This window comes from Microbacterium sp. Se5.02b (assembly GCF_019464375.1).
GTDB lineage: Bacteria > Actinomycetota > Actinomycetes > Actinomycetales > Microbacteriaceae > Microbacterium.
Window position 1 is genome coordinate 3,855,210 of sequence record NZ_CP080491.1, and the last position, 23,131, is coordinate 3,878,340.

Genomic DNA, 23,131 nt, shown 5'->3' on the forward strand with positions numbered 1-23,131 from the left:
CTGTGACATTCACATGCACATTGACAACAAAAGGACTTTCCCATGAACACCTCAGAATCACAGAACCCCCAGAACACCTCCCGCCCCTTCGGTTACTGGCTCAAAGCCGCCGACCGCCTCATGGCGTCGGAGTTCGCCGCCGCCTTCGGCAGTGAGCATGCGAGCCGCCGCGACTGGCGGATCCTCAACATCGTCGACGGCACGGTCGCGTCCGACCGCCCGCTGAACGCGCACAAGCTGCACAGCCTGGTCGAGCGCGGCTGGGTCGCCTCCGAAGGCGACGGCTGGACGCTCACCGACGAGGGCCGTGCGGCGAAGGAGCGCCTCCTCGGCGCGATCGTCGACGGCATCCGTGCCAAGGTATCGGCCGCTGTCTCCGACGAGGAGATGGCCACCACGCTCGCCTCGCTCGAGAAGATCGCGCGGGCATTCGGCTGGGAGGAGGGCACTCCTCTCCCCCGCGGTCGAGGACGCCGTCACGGCTTCGGCGGACCCCGCCACGGCCGCGGATTCGGGCGCGGATTCGGCCGGCCCTTCGGGCGCGGATTCGGCCACGGGCCCGCGCAGGGCTTCGGTCGCGGCGAGCGCATCGACTTCGGCCACGGACCCGAGCAGGGCTTCGGACCTGATGCCGATGCCGAACACGGCTGCCGCCACGGCGACGCGGGTGCCGGACACCGCGGTCACGGCCGCGCGCACGGACACCCCGGTCACGACGACCGAGGCCACGGTCACGGCGCGCACGGACACGGCGGACACGGTCCGCACCGTGCCGAGCGCATCGCCCAGCACGCGTTCGAGCGCGGTTTCGACGCAGGCTTCACCCGCGGTCGCGACGCCTGACGCCTTCTCCACCCCGAGCGGCACAGGGCCGAACAACCCTGTTCCGTGCGAGCCACCCCCTTGAGTGCGAGCTCACGGGGTGGCTCGCGTATCAGGGGTGGCCCCGCGAGGGCGGCAGGGCGAGGGACGCGGTCAGAGGTCGAGCAGCGACAGGGCCGGTTCATCGGCCCCGGCAGCCCGCAGACGACCTCGCATCGCGGCGGCGGCGATCACATAGGGCCGCTCGTCGTCCAACAGCAGCGAGCGCGAGTTGGCCTCCTCGTTCATCGCGACCAGCTCGAACGCCAGCACCTCGGGATCGCCCTCGATCTCGCGCGCCTCGACGGCATACCGCAGCTGCGCTTCGACGTAGCCGTACCAGTCGACGAGCGCCGCGCGCACGGCATCGCTCACCGGGCCGGACTTGGAGTCGACGTCGGCCGCGGTCGCAGCGAAGAAGCAACCGCCCGTGAAGACCCTGTCCTTCGAGTACAGGAGGGAGTTGCGCAGCAACGCTGCCAGGCGGCGCACCCCACGCGGTTCCGCCCTGGCCGGCGTCACGATCCGGGCGGTGAAGATCTCGCGAGCCGCGGCGACGGTCGCCAGCTGCAGGCCTTCCTTGCTCTGGAACAGGGTGGCGATGCTGCTCTTGCGGGAGCCGGATGCCTCGGCGAGCCGCCCGATGGTCAGACCGTCCAGGCCCTCCACCGAGGCGAGGTCGGTCGCGCTCTGCAGCACGATGCGACGGGAGGCCTCGCCGCGCGCCCTGCGCCCATCCAGAACCACACCTTCGGACATGCTCCTAGTATACGAACGATCGTTCGCCTAGTATACGTATGATCGTTCGTATTGTTCTGGCGAAGGAGCCCCATGCCGTCCGTTCCCGCACTGCTCGCCCGCACCATCCAGACCGCGGCTGCCGTCTCGCCCCGGCTCGCGGGCGACCTCGCCTCTCGCCTCTTCTTCACGACCACTCCGCGGATGCCGGTGCGCGATCGACGCCCCGACCCACGGCGATGCCCGCCGCGGGCGGTTGACGGTGCGGGGCATCGATGTCACCACCTACGAGTGGGGTGCCGGACCGCGCACGGCGCTTCTGCTGCACGGATGGCGCGGTCGAGCGTCGCAGTTCGCCCCGCTCGTGCGCGAGCTGGTCGCCGAACGATTCCGCGTCGTCTCCTTCGATGCGCCGGCGCACGGATCATCGCGCGGCCGGCATACCGACATCCGCGACTGGGTCGACGCCACCGAACAGCTGCAGGCAGCATACGGGCCGTTCGCACTGATCGTCGGCCACTCGTTCGGCGCCCTGGCCGCGACGACCGTCGCACGGTCGACCGTCGGCACCCCCGCAGTCGTCGCGATCGCCGGCGCGGCCGGGCCGGATGCGTTCCTCGCGGAGTTCGCCCACGAGCTCCGTCTCGACGCCGCGACGCGCACGCGCCTGGCCGAGCGCTTCCGGCAGAGGCTCGGCGCGGATCAGGCGACCGTGACCGCACGGTACGACGCCGCACGGCACCCGCTCCCCGACGTGACGTCGCTGCTGGTGGTGCACGACCGCGACGATCGGCGGATGCCCGACGCCGACTCCCTGCGTCTGCACGAGGCTCACGGTGACCGCTCCCGCCTGCTCCGCACCGACGACCTCGGTCACACTCGCGCGCTGTCGGCAGACATCACCCTCGACGCGGTGGTCGCACTCGCGGTGGGCGGACTCGTGGCGGTCGACGCTCTCGGTACGGCATCGACCGCCTCGACCGGCCGTCACCGCGAAGCGCGCCGCACCAGCGGGACCAGGGCGGCAGCTGCCACGACCACGGCCGCGACGAGCACCGCCGCGACGAACCCACCCGTCACCAGCACCGCGGCGATGGTGCCGAACACGGCGATGCCGAGCCCGCCGCCGAGCGCGAACCCCACCTCCTGGATCGCCCCCACCTGGCCGGCCTGATCCTCGGTCGTCGCCTCGAACAGTGCCGTCGCGGCCAGTGTGGCGCCGACACCGAAACCGAGCCCGACGAGCACGAGCGGGATCGCCACGATCGCGGGGTCGAGTGCGAGCCAGACGAGCCCGACCGCCTGCAGCATCAGCGCCAGGACGGTGAGGGCGTTCGCCGAGAGCCAGCGCAGGGCGAGGGGTGCCACGACACCGCCGATGGCGATCGCCACCGCCTGCGGCAGCAGGGCGATGCCCGCCTCGGCCGCAGTCTGCCCGCGCGAGTCCTGCAGGTGCAGGCTCACCAGCAGCACGGAGGCCGATGAAACCCCGCTGCTCACGATGATCCGGATGATCGCGGGGCTGAACCCGGGCATGCCGAACAGCCCGGTGTCGATGAGAGGAGCGCGGAGGCGCTGCTGCCTGCGCACGAAGAACACCAGGCTCAGGATGGCGACCACGGCAGCGAACACCGCCGACATCGGCGCAGCGAGCGCCTCGTGCAGCGCGAAGACCAGGGCACCGAGCGCGACGATCGACGAGAGGATGCTGAGCACATCCCACGACGGCGACTGCGAGCTGCGCGAGTCGGGCACGAGCCACACGGCCAGCACGCCGGCGACCACCGCGAGCGGAACACTCCCCAGGAGCAGCCAGCGCCATCCCGGCCCCTCGGCGAGCACTCCGCCGAGCACCGGACCGAGCGCGCTTCCGGTGCCGAAGGTCGCTGTCCACAGCCCGTACGCGAGCACGCGTTCGCGCGCCTGGAACTTGGCGCCGATCGTCGCGACCACGCCCGCGATGACGAAGGCTTCGGCGACACCGAGCAGCGCACGCACGACGATGAGCACCAGGCCGCTGGAGGCGAGCCCGCCGACCGCGTTGAGGACGGCGAACCCGGCCAGGCCGATGAGGATGACGGTCTTGCGCCCGTATGCATCGCCGATCCGCGCGGCGACGATCAGCGTCGCGGCCAGCGACAGCGCATACACATCGACCAGCCAGAGCCCCTCGGTGTCGGTCAGGCCCAGCTCGCCACGGATCGCGGGAAGGGCGGTCGAGACGCTGCTGATCGCGAGGGCACCGATGAGCACTCCGAGCAGGAGGGGGACCATCGCGAACCAGAGGCGAAGGGAGGAGCGTGTGCCGTCGAGAGTGGGGGTGTCCGTCACGATCTCAGTCTGTAAAGTACAGACAGAAGCCACAAGTACGGTCATTTCTGATACGTACTGACAGTTCGGATACCGAAGGGGGCCGTGGCGTGCGGGAGAAGACCGAGCGGATCATCCGCGACTGGACCGAGACCTGCGACGCCGAGGTGTCGATCGCGGTGCTCGGCGGGGCCTGGAAGCCCAGCATCCTGACCCTTCTCGGTGAGCACGAGGTGCTGCGCTTCGGCGAGCTCGGGCGCCTCCTGGAGAACCCGACCGCTCGCGTGCTCACCCGGCAGCTGCGCGAGCTCGAGGAAGACGGCCTCATCACCCGCACCGTCTACCGGGAGGTGCCACCCAAGGTCGAGTACCGGCTCAGCGAACTCGGCGCGAGTTCGGGGCAGCTGCTGACGGAGCTGACCCGCTGGGGCACGCTCTACGCCGCCCGCCAGCGTGTCGACGCGCAAGCGGGGAGCGTCGCGGAGCCCGCGAGCGCGCCGCCGAGCCAGGCGACCGCGTGATCACCTGTGTCGTGACCTGAGGACGCGCCCTCAGATCCGGCGCGGGCCGGGACCATCGGTGCCGAGCGCATCCTCGGGGTTCAGCAGCCGGCACGCCTTCATCGACAGGCAGCCGCAGCCGATGCATCCGGTGAGCTCGCGCCGCAGATGCTCGAGCTGCGTACGGCGGAGATCGAGCTGCTCTCGCCACAGCTTCGCCACCCGCTGCCAGTCGTGCTGCGACGGCGGCTCGTCCGTGGGCAGGCTCTGGAACACCTCGTGCACGTCGGTGAGAGGGATGCCGAGGCGCTTCGCGACCACGATCAGTGAGATCCGCCGCAGCATGTGCCGCCGATAGCGGCGCTGGTTGCCTGCAGTGCGAGTGGACACGATGAGTCCGAGCTGCTCATAGAAGTGCAACGCCGTCGCCGGCACGCCGCTGCGGCGGACGACTTCGCCGATCGCCAGCAGATCATCGGGTTCCAACGACATCTGCACCCCCTCTTGACCTCGAGTTTACTCGAGGTATTAGCGTGACGATCGGTCGCCGGGGAACGGCGCCGCCGGGCGGAGGACCGCCTGCTCCGATGTCACGAAGGGCACCCCATGACGCACACCCCGAGCGCACCGCCACCGCGGGGAGCTGGCGCGAACTCCTCGGCAGTCGCTACGCCCCGATCGCCTCGGTCCTCGCGGGCGGCGTGCTGCTCGAGGCGAGCAACGTGTATCTGACCACCAGCCTGCTCCCCACGATCGTCGGCGACATCGGCGGCGCGGAGTTCTACGCGTGGACGATGATGACCTTCCTCCTGGCATCGGTCGTCAGTTCGATGATGGTGAGCCGGATCCTCACGCAGCAGGGCGCCGTGCGCGCCTACCTGCTCGCCCTCGGCTTGTTCGCCCTCGGCTCGCTGCTGTGCGCCGCGAGCCCGTGGATGTGGGCGCTGCTCTCCGGCCGCGCGGTGCAGGGCCTCGGCGGCGGGCTGCTCGCGGGACTCGGCTACGCGCTCATCCAGCGCGCCCTCCCCGAGCGGCTGTGGGCGCGAGGAGCGGCACTCGTCTCGGCGATGTGGGGTGTGGGCAACATCGTCGGCCCCGTCGTGGGCGGCGTGTTCGCGCAGCTGGACGCCTGGCGGGTGACGTTCGTCGGCCTCGCCGTCGTCTCCGCGCTCATCGGCATCGTCGTGGTGCGTGCGCTGCCGAGGACCACCCGCGCCCGCTCGAGCGAATCCGTGCCGTGGGGGTCTCTCGTGCTCCTCTCCGGCGGCGTCGCCGCGGTGGGCATCGCGAGCGTCGTCCCCAGCGGTCTCGGCACCGGGGTCGCCATCATGGTCGGCGTGGTCCTGGGCGCTTGGTTCCTGCGTCACGAGCGCCGCGGTCGCACCGGCATCCTTCCCCGGGTCACTTTCGCCCCCGGTTCCTCGCTGGGCTGGGTCTACGTCACGGTCGCGGTGTTGGCGTTCGCGATCGGCACCGAGGCGTTCATCCCGCTCTTCGGGCAGGAGATCGGTGGACTGATGCCGTTCGTCGCCGGGCTGCTCGGCGCCGCCCTGTCCCTCGGCTGGTCTATCACCCAGGTGTTCACGGCCAACGCCACCGGCATCCGCTCGCGCCGCGTGCTCATCACCCTCGGTCCCGTCGTCGTCGCCATCGGTCTCGCCGCGTACGGGCTGCTCCAGCATGAGGGCCCCTCCACGCTCGTCATCGCGCTGTGGTTCGCCACCCTGTTCCTCGCCGGCGCCGGCATCGGCCTCGGATTCCCGCACCTGACCGTCGCCGCACTCGGCAGCACAGCCGGCGAAGAGGAAGGCGCCAAGGCGGCTGCGGCTGTGAACACCGTCTTCATCATCGCGAGCGCGTTCAGCTCGGCGATGGCCGGGGTCCTGGTCAACCTCGCGATGCCCGACGTCGTGGATGCCGCCCGCCTGCTGATGCTCGTGTTCGCGGGCATCACCGTTCTCGGCACGTTCGTCGCGCGAGGCGCGAGCTGGGGCATCGGACTCGCCCGCGAGGACGCACGGCCCGCCACTCCGGCATCCGACTGAGGGAAAAGACACCACATCGACGAAGTCCACACCGACGAAATCCACACCAACGAAATGGAGAATCATGATCCCGTTCGGTCCACAACTCATCGGCCAGACGGAGAAGGCGTTGAACGCCCTGCTCCAGACCGTCCTCGCCGGCCGCGACCTCACCGAACGTGAGTGGGTCGCACTGAGACTCGCCTCGCAGTTCGACGGCACCCCCGACCTCGACGGCTTCGTCGCCGAACGGCTCCATGCCCCGGATGCCGGCCGCCTGACCGCCGCACTCCGCGACCGCGGGTTTCTCACCGACGCTGCGCTCACCCCCGAGGGCAGCGCCCTGGTCGCCGAGATCGGCCAGGACATCGCCGCCCTCACCGCACCCTTGTGGCGCGAGATCGAGGGCGAGGATGCGGAGGTCGCGACCCGGGTGCTGAACCTCGTCCTCGAACGGAGCTTGACGCTTCTGCGCACGGCGGGCAGGTGACCCCTCGGCTTCGGCCCGGCCGCGGTCGGACGTAGGCTGGATCGGTGGCGGATTCCCAGGGACGAGTGTGGACGGGTGTCCTGCGCGTCGGACCGCACCGGGGCGACCACCGCGTGGCGCTCCGAGCCGCGATCAGCGTCGCCGTCCCTCTCCTCGTGCTGTGGATGCTGGGGCGTCTCGACCTGAGCATCTACGCCAGCTTCGGCGCCTTCGCCGCACTGTACGGGCGCCACGACGTGTTCCGCGACCGCATCCGGATGCAGGCGAGCGCCGGCGGAGTCCTGCTCGCCGCGATGCTCATCGGTACCGTGCTCTCGGTCGCATCCGCACCCGCCGCCGTCAGCATCCTCGTGCTCGCCGTCATCGCGTCGGCCGTCACCCTGCTCGCGTACACGATGAGATGGCACCCGCCCGGGCCGCTGTTCCCGGTGTTCGCGGTCGGCGCGTGCGCCACCATCCCCGCTACCGCAGCCTCCTTCGGCGACGTACTCCTGGTCGGCGGCGCGAGCGTGATCTTCGGGCTGGCCGTCACCGCGATCATCGGCCTGTTCACACGCGGCACTCGGGAGGCACCGCCCCGGTCGCGGCAGCCAGTGGGACCGATCGCGTGGGAGATGGCCGCAACCGTCGCCGTCGCGATCGTCGGGGCGGGCTTCGCGGGATTCCTGCTCCTGGATTCGCACTGGTACTGGGCGGCGGTCGGCGCGGTCGCCGCGGTCAGCGGACCCCAGCTCAACGCCCGCGTGATCCGCGGCATCCAGCGCCTCGTCGGCACCCTGCTCGGCATCCTGGTCGCGGCGGGAATGCTCGCGGTCGATCTGCCGCCGCTCGCCGTCATCGCACTCGTCGTCCTGCTGCAGGCCGCGGCCGAGCTGTTCGTCGGCCGCAACTACGGCATCGCGATGGTGTTCATCACCCCGCTCGCCCTGCTCATGGTGCATCTCGCCGCGCCCGCACCGGTCGACGTGCTCCTGCAGGACCGCGCGATCGAGACCGTGATCGGCGTCGCCGTCGGAACCGCGGTCGCCGTGGCGTCGGCGGCACTCCGGCGACGGCAGACGAAGAGCTGAGGCGGATTCAGGCCTGAAGCGGCGTCAGATCAGGAGCGCGAAAGTCGACGGGAGCACGACGGCTCCGCCCGCGAAGGGCAGCCCGACCGTGTTCAGCAGCACCACGATGAGGACGATCGCCGCGACCAGGAGCAGCAGCAGGAACGCGAAGATCACGGCGACGAACCCGCCGTAACCCCGGACGTCGGGACCTCCGGAGCGACCGACGGCTGCGCCCAGTCCTCGGCGACCGCGGCCGGGGCCTCGCCGTCGAGGATGCGGGGCGTCGGGCGGACCCGGTCGGAGCGGCGGAGCGTGTCGGCCGGAGGCGGCGGGATCACGACATCCGCATCAGGGATGTCGGCCGACGGCGGCGTCAGCAGGCCCTCGGGAATCGGGATCTCGGGCGGAGGCGGCGGGATGACGGCATCGTCCGGCGGGATCAGCGCCTCTTCGGGGACCGTCGACTCCTCGGGAGTGGCGGGTTGTTCCGGGGTGCTGCCGCTGCCGTCGCTCATGTCAGCCTCCGACTGCTCCGACATCGGTCACGCCGACATCCGTCCGATGGAAGTTCTGGAAAGATCGCGAAGCCGTCGGCCCGCGCTGCCCCTGGTAGCGGTTGCCGTACGGGCCGGAGCCGTAGGGGTTCTCGGCGGGCGACGTCAGGCGGAAGAAGCAGAGCTGCCCGATCTTCATGCCCGGCCACAGCTTGATGGGCAGCGTCGCGACGTTCGCGAGCTCGAGCGTGACGTGCCCGGTGAACCCGGGGTCGATGAAACCCGCCGTGGAGTGCGTGATCAGGCCGAGCCGGCCGAGCGACGACTTGCCCTCGAGTCGGGCGGCGACATCGTCCGGAAGCGTCACCTGCTCGAAGGTCGCCCCCAGGGCGAACTCGCCCGGATGCAGGATGAACGGCTCATCGGGGTCGACCTCGATCAGACGCGTGAGCTCCGGCTGATCCACCGACGGGTCGATGAACGGGTACTTGTGGTTGTCGAACAGCCGGAAATAGCGGTCGAGGCGCACATCGATGCTCGACGGCTGGATCATCTCCTGCTCGTGCGGTTCGAGGCCGATGCGGCCGGATGCGAGTTCTGCCCTGATGTCGCGATCGCTGAGAAGCACGGCACCAGCCTAGTCACCATGCACGCGCGCGATGCCCGGAAGGTGCATCTCCTCGCGCATGCGCAGCACCGTGCGGCGCAGCGGCTCGACCATCGAGTGCGGCCAGCGATCGTCGGTGCGGCTGGTCGGCATCGTCACGCTCAGCGCGGCAGCGACCCCGGTCTCGTCCGGCCATGTCAACGGCATCGCGACGCACCGGCATCCGTCGATGAACTCCTCGTCGTCGACGAAGAAGCCCACATCGCGCCCCTTCGCGATCACGGCGAGGATGTCGTCGGGATCGGTGATCGTCCGACTCGTCAGCCGCGGGATCGCGACCTGACGGAGCCGACGAGAGGCGTCGTCGTCGTCGAGCGTGCTCAGCAGCGCCTTCCCGATCCCCGTGGCGTGCGCATGCAGCCGCATCCCCACGTTCGAGGCCAACCGCATCGGGTTCGGGGAGGGGCTGATCGCGATGTAGACGTTCTCCACGCCGTCGAGCCGCGCCATCTGCACGGTCTCCCCGGTCTGGTCGGTGAGGGCGCGCATGAGGGCGGGGCCGGACTCGAGCAGAAGGCGGTGCCCGTCGTAGCGCTGTCCGATCTGCCACGCCTTGAGGCCGAGGGAATAACGCTTGCTCACCGGATCGAGCTCGACCCAGCCCGCGGCGACCAGGGTTCGGAGCAGGCCGTGTGCACTCGACCGCGGAAGCCCCAGCGCACTGAGCAGCTCGGGGAACGTCTGCGCCTCCGTTTCGGCGAGGTGCTCGATGATCTCGAGCGCCCGACCGGCGGATTTCACGGCACTCGGCGCCTGATCGATGTCTGTCATGTCTCCCCCGTTGGCTGAATTGTGCCGGACGCGATCGTGTGTCACACTATCGCGCGTTCAGGTCTGAGACAGTCGATTCACATACGTGAACGCATTGGATACCCCTCGTCAATGGAGATGCCCCGATGTCCACTCAGTCCTCCACGCGGCCCGAACTCGCCGCGATCGTCCGCAAGGTCACGCTCCGGCTGATCCCGATCCTGCTCCTCATGTACATCCTCGCGTTCCTGGACCGCGCCAACCTCGGCTTCGCGAAGGTCGCCTGGCAGGCCGACACCGGCATCTCGGATGCCGCCTATGCGCTCGGAGCCGGGATCTTCTTCCTCGGCTACGCGCTCTTCGAGGTGCCGTCGAACCTCATCATGCGCAAGGTCGGTGCGAAGATCTGGCTCGCCCGCATCATGGTCTCGTGGGGCATCGTCTCCGCGCTCATGGTCTTCGCGACCAACGAGTGGATCTTCTACGTCCTGCGCGTGCTGCTGGGCATCACCGAAGCCGGCTTCTTCCCCGGCGTGATCCTGTTCCTCACCTACTGGATCCCCCTGAAGTTCCGCGCCCGCGTCAACGGCCTCTTCTACTTCGGCGCTCCGCTCGCCTTCATCTTCGGCGGCCCGCTCTCCGGCATGCTGCTCGACCTCGACGGCAAGGTCGGCATCCACGGCTGGCAGCTCATGTTCCTCGTGACCGGCATCCTCACGGTCCTCGTCGGCATCGTCGCGTTCTTCTACCTCGACAACGGGCCGAAGGATGCGAAGTGGCTGAGCGACGGTGAGCGCTCGACGCTGCTCGGCGCACTGGAGGCCGAGGACAGCGCCAAGGAGAACCACTCGCCGCGCGGAGCCCTGCGTGCGCTCGGCAATCCGATCGTGCTGTACTTCGCCGCGATCTACCTCACGATCCAGATGAGCGTCTACGGCGTGACCTTCTATCTGCCCACCCAGATCGCCACGATCGTCGGCAAGCCCGTCGGACTCGAGGTGGGTCTGCTCACCGCCGTGCCGTGGACGTTCGCCCTCATCGTCACGTTCGTGCTCTCCCGCCTCGCCGACAGCACCGGTCAGCGGCGCCTGATCGCGACCTGCGCCCTCGCGGCGGCCGGCGTGGGCATCGTCCTGTCGGCCGTCATCCAGGATCCGATCATCGCGCTCGCCGCCCTCAGCATCGGCGCCGCCGGCTTCATCTCCGTGCAGCCCGTGTTCTGGACCCTGCCGACGTCGTTCCTGCTCGGAGCGGCGGCAGCGAGCGGCATCGCCCTCATCAACTCGCTCGGCAGCCTGGGCGGGTTCCTCGCGCCGATCCTGAAGAACTGGGCCGACACCACGTTCGGCGACAGCGCCGGTCTCGTCGTCCTCGCCGCGATCGCCCTGCTCGGCGCCGTGCTCATCGCCCTCAGCCGGGTCGTCAGCCCCGCGGTCCGCGAGACCGACGGCGTCGGACTCGACACGACCATCCCCGCCCGCCAGCGCTGACCCGGTCAGCAGAACCAAGGAGACCGCCCATGCGCGAGCTCGTCCTCACCGAGATCGGACGCCTTGACGTCCGCGACGCACCGACACCGTCCCCGGGCCCGACGAGGTGCTCATCCGGGTGGCCGCCACCGGGATCTGCGGATCCGACGTGCACGGCTACACGGGAGAGAACGGTCGACGCTTCCCCGGCCAGGTGATGGGGCACGAGTCGAGCGGCACGATCGCTGCCATCGGCTCGGGTGGGGGCGGGCTCGCGGTCGGGACTCCCGTGACGTTCAACCCGGTCGTCGTGCCGGCCGAGGACGCCGCGGCCTATGCGGGACGCGAACAGCACCACCCCCGCAAGCACGTGATCGGGGTGGCGGCCGACATCCCCGCCGCCTTCGCCGACTACGTCGTGGTGCCGGCACGCAACATCGTGCCGCTCCCCGACGGGTTGCCGATCGAGCTCGGCGCCCTGATCGAGCCGCTCGCCGTGGCCGTGCACGCCGTGCGGCGGCTGCCGCAGGAGAGCCTGGGCCGCGTGCTGGTGATCGGCGGCGGACCCATCGGCCAGTCGATCGTGATCGCTCTCCGCGACGCGGGGGCCGGAACCGTGATCGTCAGCGAGATGGATGCCGCGCGGCGCGAGCTCGTGCAGCGCCTCGGCGCCGAGACCATCGATCCCGCAGCAGGTCCCGTGGCCGAGCAGCTCCGTGAACGCGGCGGCCTCGCCGACGCGGCGCTCGACGCGGTCGGGATCACCCCGACGCTCCGCGACGCCCTCACCAGCACCGTGCTCGGCGCACCGATCTGCCTCGTCGGCATGGGGGCGCCGCAGGTGGCGCTGGATGCGTTCCTGGTGAGCACCGAGGAGCGGTCGCTCATCGGCAGCTTCACCTATGGTTCCGAGGACTTCACCGACGCGACCGAGATCATCGGCGCCGAACCCGACGTGTACCGCGCGCTGATCAGCCGCGAGATCGATGTGATCGATGCAGACTCCGCCTTCTCCGCCCTCGCGGCGGGCGACGGCACACCGGGCAAGGTCCTTGTCCGGTTCGACCGAGAGGAACAGACCCGATGACCGGCACCCCGACCATCCGCGAAGTCCGCGCCTACACCGTGCGCGGTGGCGGCGCCGACTACCACGACCAGGGCGCGGAGCACTGGATCGACGACCACATCGCGACGCCGATGAGCGTCTACCCCGAATACCGGCAGTCGCGGCAGAGCTTCGGCGTCAACGTGCTCGGCACCCTCGTGGTCGAGATCGAGGCCAGCGACGGCACCGTCGGCTTCTCGGTCACGACCGCCGGCGAGATCGGCGCATTCATCGTCGAGAGGCACCTCGCCCGATTCCTCGAGGGTCGCGCCGTCACCGACATCGAGCGCATCTGGGATCAGATGTACAAGTCGACCCTCTACTACGGTCGGCGCGGCGTGGTGCTCAACGCCATCAGCGGTGTCGACCTGGCCCTGTACGACCTTCTCGGCCGTATCCGTCAGGTCCCGGTGTTCGAGCTGCTGGGCGGCCCCGTCCGTGACGAGCTGCAGTTCTACGCGACCGGCGCACGCCCCGACCGCGCGAAGGAACTGGGTTTCATCGGCGGCAAGATGCCGCTGCATCACGGTCCGGCCGAAGGCGAGGAGGGGCTCCGCAAGAACATCGAGCTGCTCGCCGACATGCGCGAGAAGGTCGGAGACGACTTCTGGCTCATGTACGACTGCTGGATGTCGCTCGACGTCGACTACGCCACGAGGCTCGCGCACGCCGCCGCCGACTACGGGCTCAAGTGGCTCGAAGAGGCGCTCATCCCCGACGACTACTGGGGATACGCCGAACTGCGCAAGCGCGCCCCCTCGTCGATGCTCATCACGACGGGCGAGCACGAGGCGACGCGGTGGGGCTTCCGCCAGCTGCTCGAGACCGGGGTCGACCTGATCCAGCCCGACGTGGGCTGGTGCGGTGGCATCACGGAGCTGATCAAGATCTCAACCCTGGCCGATGCGCACGGCACCATGGTCGTCCCCCACGGCTCGTCGGTGTACTCGTATCACTTCGTGGTGACGCGGACCAACAGCCCGTTCGCGGAGTTCCTGATGATGCACCCCACCGCGGAAGAAGTCGTGCCGATGTTCTCGCCGATGCTCGTCGGCGAGCCGGTGCCCGTGAACGGACGTCTCACCGTCCCGGAGACGCCGGGCTTCGGCGTCGAGCTCTCCGACGAGATCGAGAAGCACCGCCCGTACACGCACTGATCGACGCGCGACGCCGATCGCGCTTTGGCTCACGCCCGTGCGGCAGGTAGGCTTGCCTTCACCTGCTCTCGGGCGGGTTCGGGGCTGTAGTTCAATGGTAGAACTTCTGCTTCCCAAGCAGACAGCGCGGGTTCGATTCCCGTCAGCCCCTCCACATCGTCACCCCGACGGCGCAGCCCCGTGTTTCGGCGTCAGCCGTGCGCACCAGCCGCGTACAGCTCGCCCACCGGCACCGGCACGTCCAGCACGTTGCCGGGCTGCGCGAGCGGACAGGCCCACGCGGGATCGTAGGCGCAGGACGGGTTATAGGCGAAGTTGAAGTCGAGCACGATCGTGCCGCGCACCGCATCCGATCCCAGATCGGCGCCCTTGATCGTGTCGACCAGGTAGCGGCCGCCGCCGTAGGTGCCGCCGGGGCGCCCTGCGAGCCCGTCGCGCACCGGGATGAACAGCCCGCCGCCGTACGACATCAGGCGCCACACGTCGAGCGACCCGGCATCCGGGACGTCGACGCGGCCGACCCGTTCGAACGGCACGACGCCATCGGTGCCGGTCGCGAACTCGAAGCCACCGGGCTCGGCCGGGAGAATCGGCAGCTCGAACCGCCACGCCGGGTCGTATGGCGCGATCGGCAGCCCCTCGAACAGCGCCCGATCCGCCGACAGCAGCGGCGTCGCCGGATGCCGCAGCATCAGGTCGTCGCGCTCGATCCGCCACAGCTCGTGCGCCTCCTCCGGAGACTCGGCCAGACGCACCGCGTCGTACAGGGCGAAGACGCGACGGCGCCAGTCGACGACCTCGACGGCCGTGCGTGCGTTCGTGGTCGGCATGACGCCAGGCTACCCGTGGCCGTCAGGGCGGGGCCGCACGTCGATCATCTCCGCGTATCCCGCCTCATAGGTCGGATACTCGAGCGTGCCGAGCAGCGAGTGAAGCAGCGCCCCGTCGTAGACGAACCCGGTCGGACCGTCGGAGTCGAGCGCGGGCGGCACGTCCACCCCCATCCGCGCGGCGATGAACCGCACCACCTCACCCAGCGGCGCTGGGTCCTCGTCGACCGCGTGCACGAGGCGCGGAGGAGCATCCATCCGCAGCAGCACGTCGAGCACACGCACCAGGTCGGTCTCGTGGATCCGGTTCGTACGTCGCGCATGATCCACGGCCGCACCCTCGCGCACCCGCCGGACGAGGAAGTCGCGGCCAGGGCCGTAGATGCCCGCGGGTCGCACCACGACCGCGTCGAACAGCTCGATCGCGGCACGCTCGCCGTCACGGAGGCCGCGGGAGCGATCGGTGGTCGGCGCAGGCTCGTCGCGCTCGGTGAGCGGATGCTTCGACCCCGCTCCGTCGAACACCCCGGTGGACGAGACGAACACCGTGCGTGCGGGGACTCTCGCCAGGGCCGCCGCGAGATGCGTCAGAGCCGTGCGGTAGCCGGTGACCTCACCGCTCGGCGGCAGGGTGATCACCATCGCGTCGACGGTCGGCAGGGGCGGGATCGGCGGGAGCGACAGATCCGCCCGGATGCCGGACACGCCCTCGGGCAGCGGTCCCTCGCTCCGACGCAGCGCGAACACCTCGCCGCCCGAGTCGATCAGGCGCGGGGCGAGACGAGCGGCGAGCTTGCCGGAACCGACGAGGAGCGTACGGCGCGGTACGGGAGCGGAGGAGGCGTTCATCCGTCCCAATGTCGCACACGAGCAGCGGCACTCGTCCTCGCGCGGGTCGCCGCGATAGGGTCGCGATGAGAAGACGCCCGGCCGGTCATGAGCTGGAAAGGTCAGTAAACAGCTCATCGGTACGTCATGAATTCGCCGCGACGGCACTCGATGACCCCCGGCCGGGCGTCTCTGCAATCCTAGGAATCCGTCGCTCCGGAGCCGAGCTCCTGCGCACTTCTTGCACACACGTGCACGCCGCCGTACAACGATTTCGGGCGTCTCTGTGGCTGAATGGGAGGATACGCCGAAGGAGAGTTGCGATGAACCCCATCCGATCCGAGTCGATTCTGATCGACGGCGTCTGGCGCGCAGCCTCCGACGGCGGGACGCTCGACGTCGAGAACCCCGCTGACCTCTCCATCGTGGCGACTGTCCCGGTCGCGACGGCGAAGGACCTCGACGATGCGCTCGCAGCGGCCGAGCGGGCGCGCGAGCCGTGGGCGCGCACTCCGGCGTGGGAACGCTCCGACCTGCTGAGGGCCGCAGCCGCACTCATCACCGAGCGGACCGAGCACATCGCCGCCCTTCTCACGGCGGAACAGGGAAAGCCATTGCGCGAGTCGCGCGCCGAGGTCCGCTCCGCCGCGGAGCAGTTCGAGTGGTACGCCGACGAAGCCCGACGCATCTACGGACGCATCGTCGAGGGCACGACCGCCGGCACCCGCATCGAGGTGCGCAAGGAGCCGATCGGCCCCGTCGCCGCCTTCACCCCTGGAACTTCCCGGTCATGCTCGCCGCCCGCAAGCTCGCTCCTGCCCTCGCCGCAGGGTGCCCGATCATCCTCAAGCCGGCCGAGGAAGCCCCGTCCGCGTGCCTGGCGATGGTCCGCGCCATCCAGGACGCGGGGGTGCCGGCGGGAGTCGTCGCCGCTGTCACGGGCGACCCCGCGGCGATCAGCGAGCACCTCATCTCCTCTCCGACGATCCGCAAGGTGTCGCTCACCGGCTCGGTACGTGTCGGGCAGCACCTCATGGGACTCGCCGCGAGGAACATGGCCGCCATCTCCCTCGAGCTCGGCGGACACGGTCCGGTCATCATCTGCGACGACGTCGACGTCGCCGCAGTCGCCCGGCTGTGCGCCCTGACGAAGTTCCGCAATGCGGGTCAGGTGTGCATCTCCCCGACGCGGTTCCTCGTGCCGAGCAGCATCCACGACGAGTTCCTGTCGGTGTTCACCGAAGTCGCCCGCGAGCTCACCCTGGGCGATGGCACCGCGGACGCCGTCGACGTCGGGCCCCTGTGCAGCCGTCGCCGACACGATGATTTCGCTGCACTCGTCGACGACGCCGTCGCGCAGGGAGCCGTCGCCACTGCCGGCGCACGCTCTGTCGCGCACGCACTCGGCGGCCACTTCTACGAACCCACCGTGCTGCACGACATCCCTGCGGGCGCACGGATCCTCACTGAAGAGCCGTTCGGTCCGGTCGCCCTCGTCATCGAGTACGACGATCTTGACGACGCCGTCGCCCGCGCGAACTCCACCGACTACGGCCTCGCGGGATACATCTTCACGACATCCCTCGATCGTGCACGCCTGCTCAGCGATCGGGTGCGCGCCGGCATGCTCGGGATCAACAGTTTCCTGGTCAGCACAGCCGTGGCGCCGTTCTCCGGTGTCGGCCTGAGCGGGCTCGGCGCCGAGAACGGCACCGAGGGCATCGAGCATTACCTGCATCCCAAGAGTGTCGTCACCGGGTTCCCGGCGGAGCTGTCGTGACGGGCCTCCGGAACGGGGCTGGGATGGAGAACGCCCCGCCGCGAACGACCGTGCCGAAGGCGAGCAGCATCCTGGCGAACGAGCTGCGCACGTCGATCGTGCGCGGGAAGCTCGAGGCCGGAACCCCCTTCCCCTCGGAAGCCGAGATCATCGAGAGCTCGGGTCTCAGCAGGGCCACGGTGCGCGAAGCGCTGCGACTGCTCGAGACCGAGGGGCTCATCGTCTCCCGCCGCGGCCCCGGGGGCGGACTTCGGGTCGGGCAGCTCGACCTGCAGTCGACCGTGCGCACGATCGCCGTGCACCTCGCCATGAGCGAGGCGACCCTCGGCGACACCTTCGCTTTCCGCCGCCTGATCGAGCGGGAATGCGCACGTCTCGCCGCAGCGAACGCCACGGACGAACAGCGGGAACGTCTGCGGAAGGCTATCGCCGATGAACCTCATCCCCTGTCGGAGGTCATCGACTTCCACGACCTGATCGCCGAATGCACCGGCAACGAGTTCTTCCGCGTCGCGCAGAAGATCGTCGTGTCGATCGCGGGCTGGCACACGCCAGACGAAGGTCTCGACGATCATGATCTCGTCTTCGCGAAGGCCGCGCACGCCAAGATCGTCCAGCGGATCCTCGACCGCGACGGCGAGGGTGCGGCACGGGCGATGGATCGGCACCTCGAAGCGTTCGAACGCATCGTCGCGGATCGCGGGAACCTCGGCCGACCGGTGATCAGGGCATCGGCCTGGAGCTGAGACGCACCGGACGCGTGGGGCTCAGGGCGCTCACCAGCGGCGCTGGACCTCTTCCGCCCACCCGAACACGTTCTCGACTCGGTATGCCTTTCCGGAGGAGGACCGGATCTCGCCGTCCCAGCGTCCGAAGCTCTGGTCCTCCCGGCTCATGAAGAGCAGCTTCCTGGTCAGCGAGTGGCGATGGTGCGCGGGCGTGAAGGTGAGGTCGACCTGCGGTCCGCGGAACGTCCACGGCTTCATGAAGTCCTCGGTGTCGTACGACCATTCGACGTCGTGGCTGAGCTTCTCGATCACGCCGTCGACGCGCAGCGCGTTCTCGGTCGACGGAGACCCGTCGGTCCACTTCGCCCCGAGTTGGATGCCGATCTCGTGGCCGTCGGTGACGCCGGCACCGCTCCCCCAGTTCCAGACGACCTTCGCCGGCCACTTGCCGCGTCCATGGTCGAGCGCCGCCCACGACTCGGTCGCGGCGATCGGTCGTCGCACGCCGTCGACCTCCACCCAGCCTTCGGCGTGCAGGCAGTTGTCCTTGCGGGTGTACTGGAATCGGCGCGGGGTCCACGGAACGACCACACCCATCGACTCATGACCGTCCTCCTCGATGACCTGGATGCGAGCGCTGACCCGCACACCCTGCACCTCGAGGAGCGTGCCCTCCGCGTTCGGGGTGATCGACACGGAGGAGCGGGCGCTGCGTCGACTCATCGCCGCATCGCCGCTGGTCTCCGGCAGGTCCACCGTCCGGGGGAACCACACGGCCTCGCCATCGTTCACCTCGACCCCCGTGACGAGGTCGAGCACGTAGATCGCGAGTCCTCCCCGGTAGTCGGCGTGCGAGAAGCTGAAGGCGAACACCAGTTCAGGGGTCGATATCGCCCAGTACTCGAAGCGCTTGCGCCGTCCCCACCACCGCAGGTTGGCACGCAGATGCGGCAGCCGCGACCAGCTCACGGCGGCCGGGTCGAGCCGACCGTTCGGCAGGCACAGATCCACCCGGGGCCCGGTGTGCTCGCGCTCGGACTTCGGAACATGTCGATCGAACACCGTCACGATGTCAGCCCTTCGTCGCGCCGTCGGCCAGGCCCTTGATCAGATACTTCTGCAGCAGCAGGGTGAAGATCACCACAGGGATCACGGTCACGGTGCCTGCCGCGGTGAGCAGCCCCCACATCCCCCCGCTCTCCGTGTCGACGGCCATGCCCTGAATGGCCACCGGGATCGTCGAGGCGTTGCGGTTGGTGAGCACGAGCGCGAAGAGCAGTTCCTCGTAGGCCATCATCACGCTGAAGATCAGCGAGGACACCAGGGCAGGGGTGAGGATCGGAAGGATGATGCGGAAGTAGGCCCCCAGCCGCGACGTGCCGTCGATCATGGCCGACTCCTCGAGCTCCTTCGGGATGGCGAGGAAGAACGACCGCATCAGCCACATGACGTACGGGATGAGGAAGGTCGAGTAGGCCAGGATGAGGGTGAGGTGCTGGTCCGTCATCCCCAGATTGCGCGCCACGAGGAACAGCGGAACCGCGAGCGCGATCGGCGGCACGCCTCGGGTGGCGAGGATCAGTGCGCCGATCATCCCCCCGCCGGCGATCTTCATCCGCGCGATGCCGTATCCCGCCATGGATCCGACGAAGACGGCGAGCAGGCCAGCGCCGAGCGACACGATCACCGTGTTCAGCATCCGCCGAGGGATGTCGTAGTTCGAGAGGTTTATGTAGTTGTCGAGCGTGGGTTCTGTGAACAGCGTCGGCGGCGTGGTGAAGATGTCGCGCGGGAGTTTGAACGATGTCAGGATCATCCAGATCACCGGCAGCAGGAACAGCACGCAGATCACGATGCCCGCGGTGATGCGGACCCGATGGCCGAGCCGGCGCCGCGACCGACGGGCCCGCTCGGGTCGGATCGCACCGATGGCGGTCGCGGTGTCTGCTGTGTCCGCGGGGGCGATGGTCGACGAGTTCAAAACTTCTCCTCCAGCTTGCGGGTTCCACGCAGGAACACGAACATCAGGATCATGGTGATGACGAGGACGATCACGGCCATCGCGGCGGACTCACCGAAGTGCAGCGAGCGGAAGGCCTGCTCGTAGATGTACAGGTTCACCACGTTGGTCGCCTGACCCGGTCCGCCGCGGGTCGCCACGAGGGCGATGTCGAACATCTTCATCGCCCCGAGCCACCGGACGACGAATGTCGCGGCGATGATCGGCGCCAGCAGCGGCAGCGAGACGTGCCACAGCTTGTGCCACCAGTTCGCACCGTCGACGGAAGCCGCCTCGAGCACGTCGCCGGGGAGCGTGAGCAACGCGGCCGACGCCACCAGGATGATGAACGGGGTCCAGCGCCACGTGTCGATGATGATCACCGTCGCCATCGCCATGGTCGGGTCGCCCAGCCAGTCGACCGCGGGAAGGCCGAACAGCCCGCCCACCCAGTTGAAGACACCCCAGAGCGGATCGAGGAGCATCTTCCACACGCCACCCGCCACCACCGGGGCGACGGCGAGGGGCACGAGGAAGAGGGCGCGGATGAGGCCGCGCCCTCTCCACTCGGCGTTGACGAGGAAGGCGATGCCGAATCCCAACACCATCTGGATGGGGAGGGCGAACACGAGGTAGATGCCCGTCACCACCAGTGAGTTGTGGAACTTCTCGTCGGTGAACGCCTCGACGTAGTGCTCCCACCCCACCCACTCCTTCGGAGTGAAGGTGGCGAGATCCAGCTCCGTGAAGCTGATCTGCAAGGTGTACAGGATGGGGTAACCGAGCAGAGCCGCCATCAGGACCACGGCGGGGAGGATGAAGGTCCACCTGTTCGCCAGATCGATGAGACCGTACTTGGTCATGCGTCGTCGGGGAGTTCTCATCACCAGTCGTCTTCCGTCTTACTCGAGGAGGTCGTCGATGCCGTCATTCATCCGCTTCACGGCATCTTCCGCCGTGATGTTGCCGGGGATGAACTCACCTGTCTCCGTGGCCAGCACCTGCTGCACGGCGTCGGACTCGACGATGTGCGGCCGCCACATCTGCCCGGCCTCGATAGCGGGCCATGCGACCTCGAGCGCCTCGTACACCGGCGACAACCATTCCTGCTCCGGCGTCGTCTCGAGCGTGCTGGCGCGTGCCGGGAAGACACCGAGCGTGTTGGTCTGCCACTGCTCGCCCTTCTTCGAGGTCAGCCACTGCACGAACGTCCAGGCCGCCTCGGGAACGTCGGTCTTCGAATTCACGCCCATCGACCACACGCCACGGTGCGCACCGGGGCCCTCGCTCCCTGCCGGCAGAGTCTGGATTCCGACCTGGTCGGGAGTCAGCGTGGTCGTGGCCGGGTCGACCGCCGAACCGCGGTAGACCGAACCCCAGGTGAAGAGCGTCGCGAGGCGCCCCTGCCGGAACGCTTCGAGCGGTTCGTTGAACTGCCAGCTGACGGCCCCTGGGGGCGCGACGTCGAGCAGCTTCTGGTGGATCTCGAGCGCCTCGACGGCGTCGTCTCCGAGGTCGCCCGCGGTGTTGTCGTCGTTGAGGATCTGGCCCCCGTCGGAGTTCATGATCGTCTGCCAGATGGTGGGGGTCAGCCCGTCACGGACGAAGTAGGTGCCGACCGCCCAGGCGTCGTCCTTGCCGTCGCCGTCGAGGTCCTGCACGAGGTCGGGCGCCTGCTCCAGGTACTCGTCCCAGGTCAGGTCCGGTGTCGGAAGGGGCACACCGGCCGACTCGTAGAGAGACTTGTTGACCAGCATCATGAGGATGTTCGACCGGGCGGGCACGGCGTACTGCGTGCCGTCGAACTCTCCGGCGGCGAGGGCGGCCGGGTAGAAGTCGTCCCAGTCGTAGTCATCGGCCGTCCACTGCTCGAGCACGTCGCCCCGCAGGTCCATGAGCCCGCCGGTCGAGGCGAGCTGCGGAGTCCAGTTGTCGTCGGCCATGACGATGTCGTACGTCGCGTCCGTGTTCGTGAGTTCGAGCATCGTCTTCGCGAGCTGGTCGTTGTACGGGACCCCGTCGATCGTGATGTCGATGTTCGGGTAGTCCTTCGCGAACTCCGGGATCAGCTGCTCCTGCCATTGGCTGGCGTAGGCGTCGTTGACGAGGATCTTGAGATCGATCTTCTCGTCAGCGGTGCCGAGCCCGCCGCCGTCCGTGCTCGGAGTCTCCGCACCGCCACCGCCGGCGCAGCCGGCGAGGAGGACGGTGGTGAGGGCGATCGCCCCGCCGGCGAGGGTGATCGACCGGCGCGAACGCATCCTGCGTCGTTGCATCATTGCATTCTCTTTCTCTCGGGTGCCGCCTTCGGGAGGCGGTACCTGTGGGTGTGGTCACAGGGCTTGGTCATGCTCGCGGCGAGCGATTCGAAAGGTCAAGCGCCCTGCACATACGTGCTGGCGATCCCTCTGGCGGTGTGTTCGTCGATGATGAGGTCGGTCACGAGTCCGGCGGCGAGAGCTCCCCGCAGGGCAGGGATCCGGCCGGGATCGCTCACGATGCAGACACGACGCGGCGCGCGTCTGAGGGTGTCGAGGTCGGGGCCGCTGGAGCGCTCGTTGAGCCGGATGCCCGCGTGCGTGCCGTCGCCGCGCAGGAAGACGGTGGCCACGTCGCCCACGACGTCGGCGGCCGCGAGTTCTTCGTGATCGGAGGGGCTGAGGTATCCGTTGCGGTACACGTGACCCGGGATCTCCGAATGCGGGTCGCCCACCCCGAAGACGGCGACGTCGATGCGCTGCTGCAGCGCCAGGATCCGGGCGATGCTGCGCTCGCGCCAGAGCACCGTCTTCGTCTGCGGATCGTCGAAGAACGCGGGCACCGGGAGCGGCTCGACGTGCGCGTTGTACGCCTCGGCGAAACGCTCCAGGATGTCGCCCACGTATCCGAGCCCGAAGTTCTCGCCGTAGGCGGCGCCGTTCAGCTGCACCACGGTGACGTCGGTCAGCGGCCGGCCGACGAGGTGTCGGCTCACTCCGGCCATGGTGTTGCCCCACGCGACGCCGATCACGGTCGAGGACTCGATCATCGCCGAGAGGATGCGCCCCGCATGGCGCGCGACCTGCGTGCCGCGCTCTCGCGCGCTCATCCCCGTGGATGCGGGGATGATGTACGCCGTCACCCCGTCGCGCATGCGGATCTCGTGCTGCAACCGGGAGATGCCGTCGATGGGCTGCTTGATGCGGATGTCGACGAGCCCGGTGTCGCGGGCGTATGACAGTAGACGCGAGACCGACGACCGGCTCATGTTCAGGGAGTCGGCGATCGCCTTCATCTTCAGGTCACGCAGGTAGTAGAGCTGGGCGGCACGCAGGGCGAGCTTGGTTCGATCCGCGATGTCTGTCATGTC

23 protein-coding genes, 1 tRNA gene and 2 pseudogenes are annotated in these 23,131 nt (G+C 69.0%); 12 read left to right on the plus strand and 14 right to left on the minus strand.

Annotated elements, in window-relative coordinates; all coding sequences use genetic code 11:
* Positions 1–42 precede the first annotated feature (42 nt).
* Positions 43–843: a hypothetical protein gene (locus K1X59_RS19315; RefSeq protein ID WP_220173743.1), complete on the plus strand. Its 801-nt coding sequence runs from the start codon at positions 43–45 to the stop codon at positions 841–843.
* A 132-nt stretch (positions 844–975) separates the two neighbouring features.
* On the opposite strand, the gene K1X59_RS19320 is transcribed toward K1X59_RS19315, so the two are convergent.
* Positions 976–1,620 (minus strand): TetR/AcrR family transcriptional regulator, encoded by a 645-nt coding sequence (locus tag K1X59_RS19320; RefSeq protein WP_183151237.1) that lies wholly within the window; start codon positions 1,618–1,620, stop codon positions 976–978.
* Positions 1,621–1,861: 241 nt separating this feature from the next.
* Here K1X59_RS19320 and K1X59_RS19325 point away from each other — a divergent pair, with 241 nt between their 5' ends.
* Positions 1,862–2,773: an alpha/beta fold hydrolase gene (locus tag K1X59_RS19325; protein ID WP_258566950.1), complete on the plus strand. Its 912-nt coding sequence runs from the start codon at positions 1,862–1,864 to the stop codon at positions 2,771–2,773.
* Here K1X59_RS19325 and K1X59_RS22100 read toward each other — a convergent pair.
* A pseudogene (locus K1X59_RS22100) lies at positions 2,773–3,975 on the minus strand (MFS transporter); the annotation flags it as partial. The gene K1X59_RS19325 and the pseudogene K1X59_RS22100 overlap by 1 nt on opposite strands.
* Positions 3,976–4,019: 44 nt before the next feature.
* Between K1X59_RS22100 and K1X59_RS19330 the strand changes: the two are divergent.
* A complete protein-coding gene (locus K1X59_RS19330) occupies positions 4,020–4,430 on the plus strand; it encodes a helix-turn-helix domain-containing protein (RefSeq protein ID WP_220173744.1) in 411 nt (136 codons plus the stop codon).
* A 30-nt stretch (positions 4,431–4,460) separates the two neighbouring features.
* Here K1X59_RS19330 and soxR read toward each other — a convergent pair whose 3' ends face one another.
* Positions 4,461–4,901, minus strand: a complete 441-nt coding sequence (gene soxR, locus K1X59_RS19335) for a redox-sensitive transcriptional activator SoxR (RefSeq protein WP_183151240.1) — start codon at positions 4,899–4,901, stop codon at positions 4,461–4,463.
* 95 nt (positions 4,902–4,996) lie between these two features.
* Between soxR and K1X59_RS19340 the strand changes: the two genes are divergently transcribed.
* The 3 genes from K1X59_RS19340 (at position 4,997) to K1X59_RS19350 (ending at position 7,993) form a co-directional block, all read left to right on the plus strand.
* Positions 4,997–6,454, plus strand: a complete 1,458-nt coding sequence (locus tag K1X59_RS19340; protein WP_220173745.1) for an MFS transporter — start codon at positions 4,997–4,999, stop codon at positions 6,452–6,454.
* A gap of 64 nt (positions 6,455–6,518) precedes the next feature.
* Positions 6,519–6,923 carry a hypothetical protein gene (locus K1X59_RS19345; protein WP_220173746.1) on the plus strand — a complete coding sequence of 135 codons (405 nt, stop codon included), beginning with the start codon at positions 6,519–6,521 and terminating at the stop codon, positions 6,921–6,923.
* A 44-nt stretch (positions 6,924–6,967) separates the two neighbouring features.
* On the plus strand, positions 6,968–7,993 hold the full coding sequence (locus K1X59_RS19350; RefSeq protein ID WP_183151243.1) for an FUSC family protein: 1,026 nt from the start codon (positions 6,968–6,970) through the stop codon (positions 7,991–7,993).
* A gap of 24 nt (positions 7,994–8,017) precedes the next feature.
* Here the strand turns inward: K1X59_RS19350 and K1X59_RS22105 are convergent, their stop codons facing one another.
* From K1X59_RS22105 to K1X59_RS19365, 4 genes are read right to left on the minus strand one after another with little or no spacing between them, the layout of a single operon-like run.
* Positions 8,018–8,149: a hypothetical protein gene (locus K1X59_RS22105; protein ID WP_258566951.1), complete on the minus strand. Its 132-nt coding sequence runs from the start codon at positions 8,147–8,149 to the stop codon at positions 8,018–8,020.
* Entirely contained in the window at positions 8,146–8,490 is a 345-nt protein-coding gene (locus K1X59_RS19355) for a hypothetical protein (RefSeq protein ID WP_220173747.1), read from the minus strand. The genes K1X59_RS22105 and K1X59_RS19355 overlap by 4 nt, the downstream gene beginning before the upstream one ends.
* Before the next feature lies 1 nt (position 8,491).
* Positions 8,492–9,097, minus strand: coding sequence for a dCTP deaminase (dcd, locus tag K1X59_RS19360; RefSeq protein ID WP_183151245.1), 606 nt, complete (start codon positions 9,095–9,097; stop codon positions 8,492–8,494).
* Between the two features lie 9 nt (positions 9,098–9,106).
* Positions 9,107–9,907, minus strand: coding sequence for an IclR family transcriptional regulator (locus tag K1X59_RS19365; protein WP_183151246.1), 801 nt, complete (start codon positions 9,905–9,907; stop codon positions 9,107–9,109).
* 125 nt (positions 9,908–10,032) lie between these two features.
* Here K1X59_RS19365 and K1X59_RS19370 point away from each other — a divergent pair, with 125 nt between their 5' ends.
* The 4 genes from K1X59_RS19370 to K1X59_RS19385 all read left to right on the plus strand — a co-directional run bounded on the left by K1X59_RS19370 (position 10,033) and on the right by K1X59_RS19385 (position 13,771).
* Positions 10,033–11,376, plus strand: a complete 1,344-nt coding sequence (locus K1X59_RS19370) for an MFS transporter (protein ID WP_183151247.1) — start codon at positions 10,033–10,035, stop codon at positions 11,374–11,376.
* A gap of 118 nt (positions 11,377–11,494) precedes the next feature.
* Positions 11,495–12,442, plus strand: coding sequence for a zinc-binding dehydrogenase (locus K1X59_RS19375; RefSeq protein WP_210274208.1), 948 nt, complete (start codon positions 11,495–11,497; stop codon positions 12,440–12,442).
* The gene (gene rhmD / locus K1X59_RS19380) at positions 12,439–13,617 is read left to right on the plus strand and encodes an L-rhamnonate dehydratase (protein ID WP_183151248.1); all 1,179 of its coding nucleotides are present in this window, start codon (positions 12,439–12,441) and stop codon (positions 13,615–13,617) included. Before K1X59_RS19375 ends, rhmD begins: the two co-directional genes overlap by 4 nt.
* Before the next feature lie 80 nt (positions 13,618–13,697).
* Positions 13,698–13,771: transfer RNA gene (locus K1X59_RS19385), tRNA-Gly, on the plus strand.
* A 37-nt stretch (positions 13,772–13,808) separates the two neighbouring features.
* On the opposite strand, the gene K1X59_RS19390 is transcribed toward K1X59_RS19385, so the two are convergent.
* The gene (locus tag K1X59_RS19390; RefSeq protein WP_183151249.1) at positions 13,809–14,447 is read right to left on the minus strand and encodes a DUF1684 domain-containing protein; all 639 of its coding nucleotides are present in this window, start codon (positions 14,445–14,447) and stop codon (positions 13,809–13,811) included.
* 9 nt (positions 14,448–14,456) lie between these two features.
* Positions 14,457–15,296, minus strand: coding sequence for a sugar nucleotide-binding protein (locus K1X59_RS19395; RefSeq protein ID WP_220173748.1), 840 nt, complete (start codon positions 15,294–15,296; stop codon positions 14,457–14,459).
* Between the two features lie 302 nt (positions 15,297–15,598).
* Here K1X59_RS19395 and K1X59_RS22110 point away from each other — a divergent pair.
* Positions 15,599–17,055: pseudogene (locus K1X59_RS22110) on the plus strand (NAD-dependent succinate-semialdehyde dehydrogenase).
* A gap of 23 nt (positions 17,056–17,078) precedes the next feature.
* Positions 17,079–17,801: a FadR/GntR family transcriptional regulator gene (locus K1X59_RS19410; RefSeq protein WP_220173750.1), complete on the plus strand. Its 723-nt coding sequence runs from the start codon at positions 17,079–17,081 to the stop codon at positions 17,799–17,801.
* A gap of 30 nt (positions 17,802–17,831) precedes the next feature.
* Here K1X59_RS19410 and K1X59_RS19415 read toward each other — a convergent pair whose 3' ends face one another.
* The 5 genes from K1X59_RS19415 to K1X59_RS19435 form a co-directional block, all read right to left on the minus strand.
* Positions 17,832–18,851, minus strand: a complete 1,020-nt coding sequence (locus K1X59_RS19415; protein ID WP_183151251.1) for a DUF2804 domain-containing protein — start codon at positions 18,849–18,851, stop codon at positions 17,832–17,834.
* 4 nt (positions 18,852–18,855) lie between these two features.
* Positions 18,856–19,764, minus strand: coding sequence for a carbohydrate ABC transporter permease (locus K1X59_RS19420; RefSeq protein ID WP_202045396.1), 909 nt, complete (start codon positions 19,762–19,764; stop codon positions 18,856–18,858).
* Positions 19,761–20,645, minus strand: a complete 885-nt coding sequence (locus tag K1X59_RS19425) for a carbohydrate ABC transporter permease (RefSeq protein WP_202045398.1) — start codon at positions 20,643–20,645, stop codon at positions 19,761–19,763. The genes K1X59_RS19420 and K1X59_RS19425 overlap by 4 nt, the downstream gene beginning before the upstream one ends.
* 39 nt (positions 20,646–20,684) lie before the next feature.
* A complete protein-coding gene (locus K1X59_RS19430; protein WP_210274209.1) occupies positions 20,685–22,043 on the minus strand; it encodes a sugar ABC transporter substrate-binding protein in 1,359 nt (452 codons plus the stop codon).
* Between the two features lie 113 nt (positions 22,044–22,156).
* Positions 22,157–23,128: a sugar-binding transcriptional regulator gene (locus tag K1X59_RS19435; protein WP_183151253.1), complete on the minus strand. Its 972-nt coding sequence runs from the start codon at positions 23,126–23,128 to the stop codon at positions 22,157–22,159.
* Positions 23,129–23,131: the final 3 nt, after the last annotated feature.

Excerpts from the sequence above, each read along its gene's own strand:
- K1X59_RS19315 (WP_220173743.1), top strand. The coding sequence starts at position 43 with ATGAACACCTCAGAATCACAGAACCCCCAGAACACCTCCCGCCCCTTC.
- K1X59_RS19320 (WP_183151237.1), bottom strand. The coding sequence starts at position 1,620 with ATGTCCGAAGGTGTGGTTCTGGATGGGCGCAGGGCGCGCGGCGAGGCC.
- soxR (WP_183151240.1), bottom strand. The coding sequence starts at position 4,901 with ATGTCGTTGGAACCCGATGATCTGCTGGCGATCGGCGAAGTCGTCCGC.
- K1X59_RS19340 (WP_220173745.1), top strand. The coding sequence starts at position 4,997 with ATGTCACGAAGGGCACCCCATGACGCACACCCCGAGCGCACCGCCACC.
- K1X59_RS19345 (WP_220173746.1), top strand. The coding sequence starts at position 6,519 with ATGATCCCGTTCGGTCCACAACTCATCGGCCAGACGGAGAAGGCGTTG.
- K1X59_RS19355 (WP_220173747.1), bottom strand. The coding sequence starts at position 8,490 with ATGAGCGACGGCAGCGGCAGCACCCCGGAACAACCCGCCACTCCCGAG.
- K1X59_RS19365 (WP_183151246.1), bottom strand. The coding sequence starts at position 9,907 with ATGACAGACATCGATCAGGCGCCGAGTGCCGTGAAATCCGCCGGTCGG.
- K1X59_RS19370 (WP_183151247.1), top strand. The coding sequence starts at position 10,033 with ATGTCCACTCAGTCCTCCACGCGGCCCGAACTCGCCGCGATCGTCCGC.
- rhmD (WP_183151248.1), top strand. The coding sequence starts at position 12,439 with ATGACCGGCACCCCGACCATCCGCGAAGTCCGCGCCTACACCGTGCGC.
- K1X59_RS19390 (WP_183151249.1), bottom strand. The coding sequence starts at position 14,447 with ATGCCGACCACGAACGCACGCACGGCCGTCGAGGTCGTCGACTGGCGC.
- K1X59_RS19395 (WP_220173748.1), bottom strand. The coding sequence starts at position 15,296 with ATGAACGCCTCCTCCGCTCCCGTACCGCGCCGTACGCTCCTCGTCGGT.
- K1X59_RS19410 (WP_220173750.1), top strand. The coding sequence starts at position 17,079 with ATGGAGAACGCCCCGCCGCGAACGACCGTGCCGAAGGCGAGCAGCATC.
- K1X59_RS19425 (WP_202045398.1), bottom strand. The coding sequence starts at position 20,645 with ATGACCAAGTACGGTCTCATCGATCTGGCGAACAGGTGGACCTTCATC.
- K1X59_RS19430 (WP_210274209.1), bottom strand. The coding sequence starts at position 22,043 with ATGCGTTCGCGCCGGTCGATCACCCTCGCCGGCGGGGCGATCGCCCTC.
- K1X59_RS19435 (WP_183151253.1), bottom strand. The coding sequence starts at position 23,128 with ATGACAGACATCGCGGATCGAACCAAGCTCGCCCTGCGTGCCGCCCAG.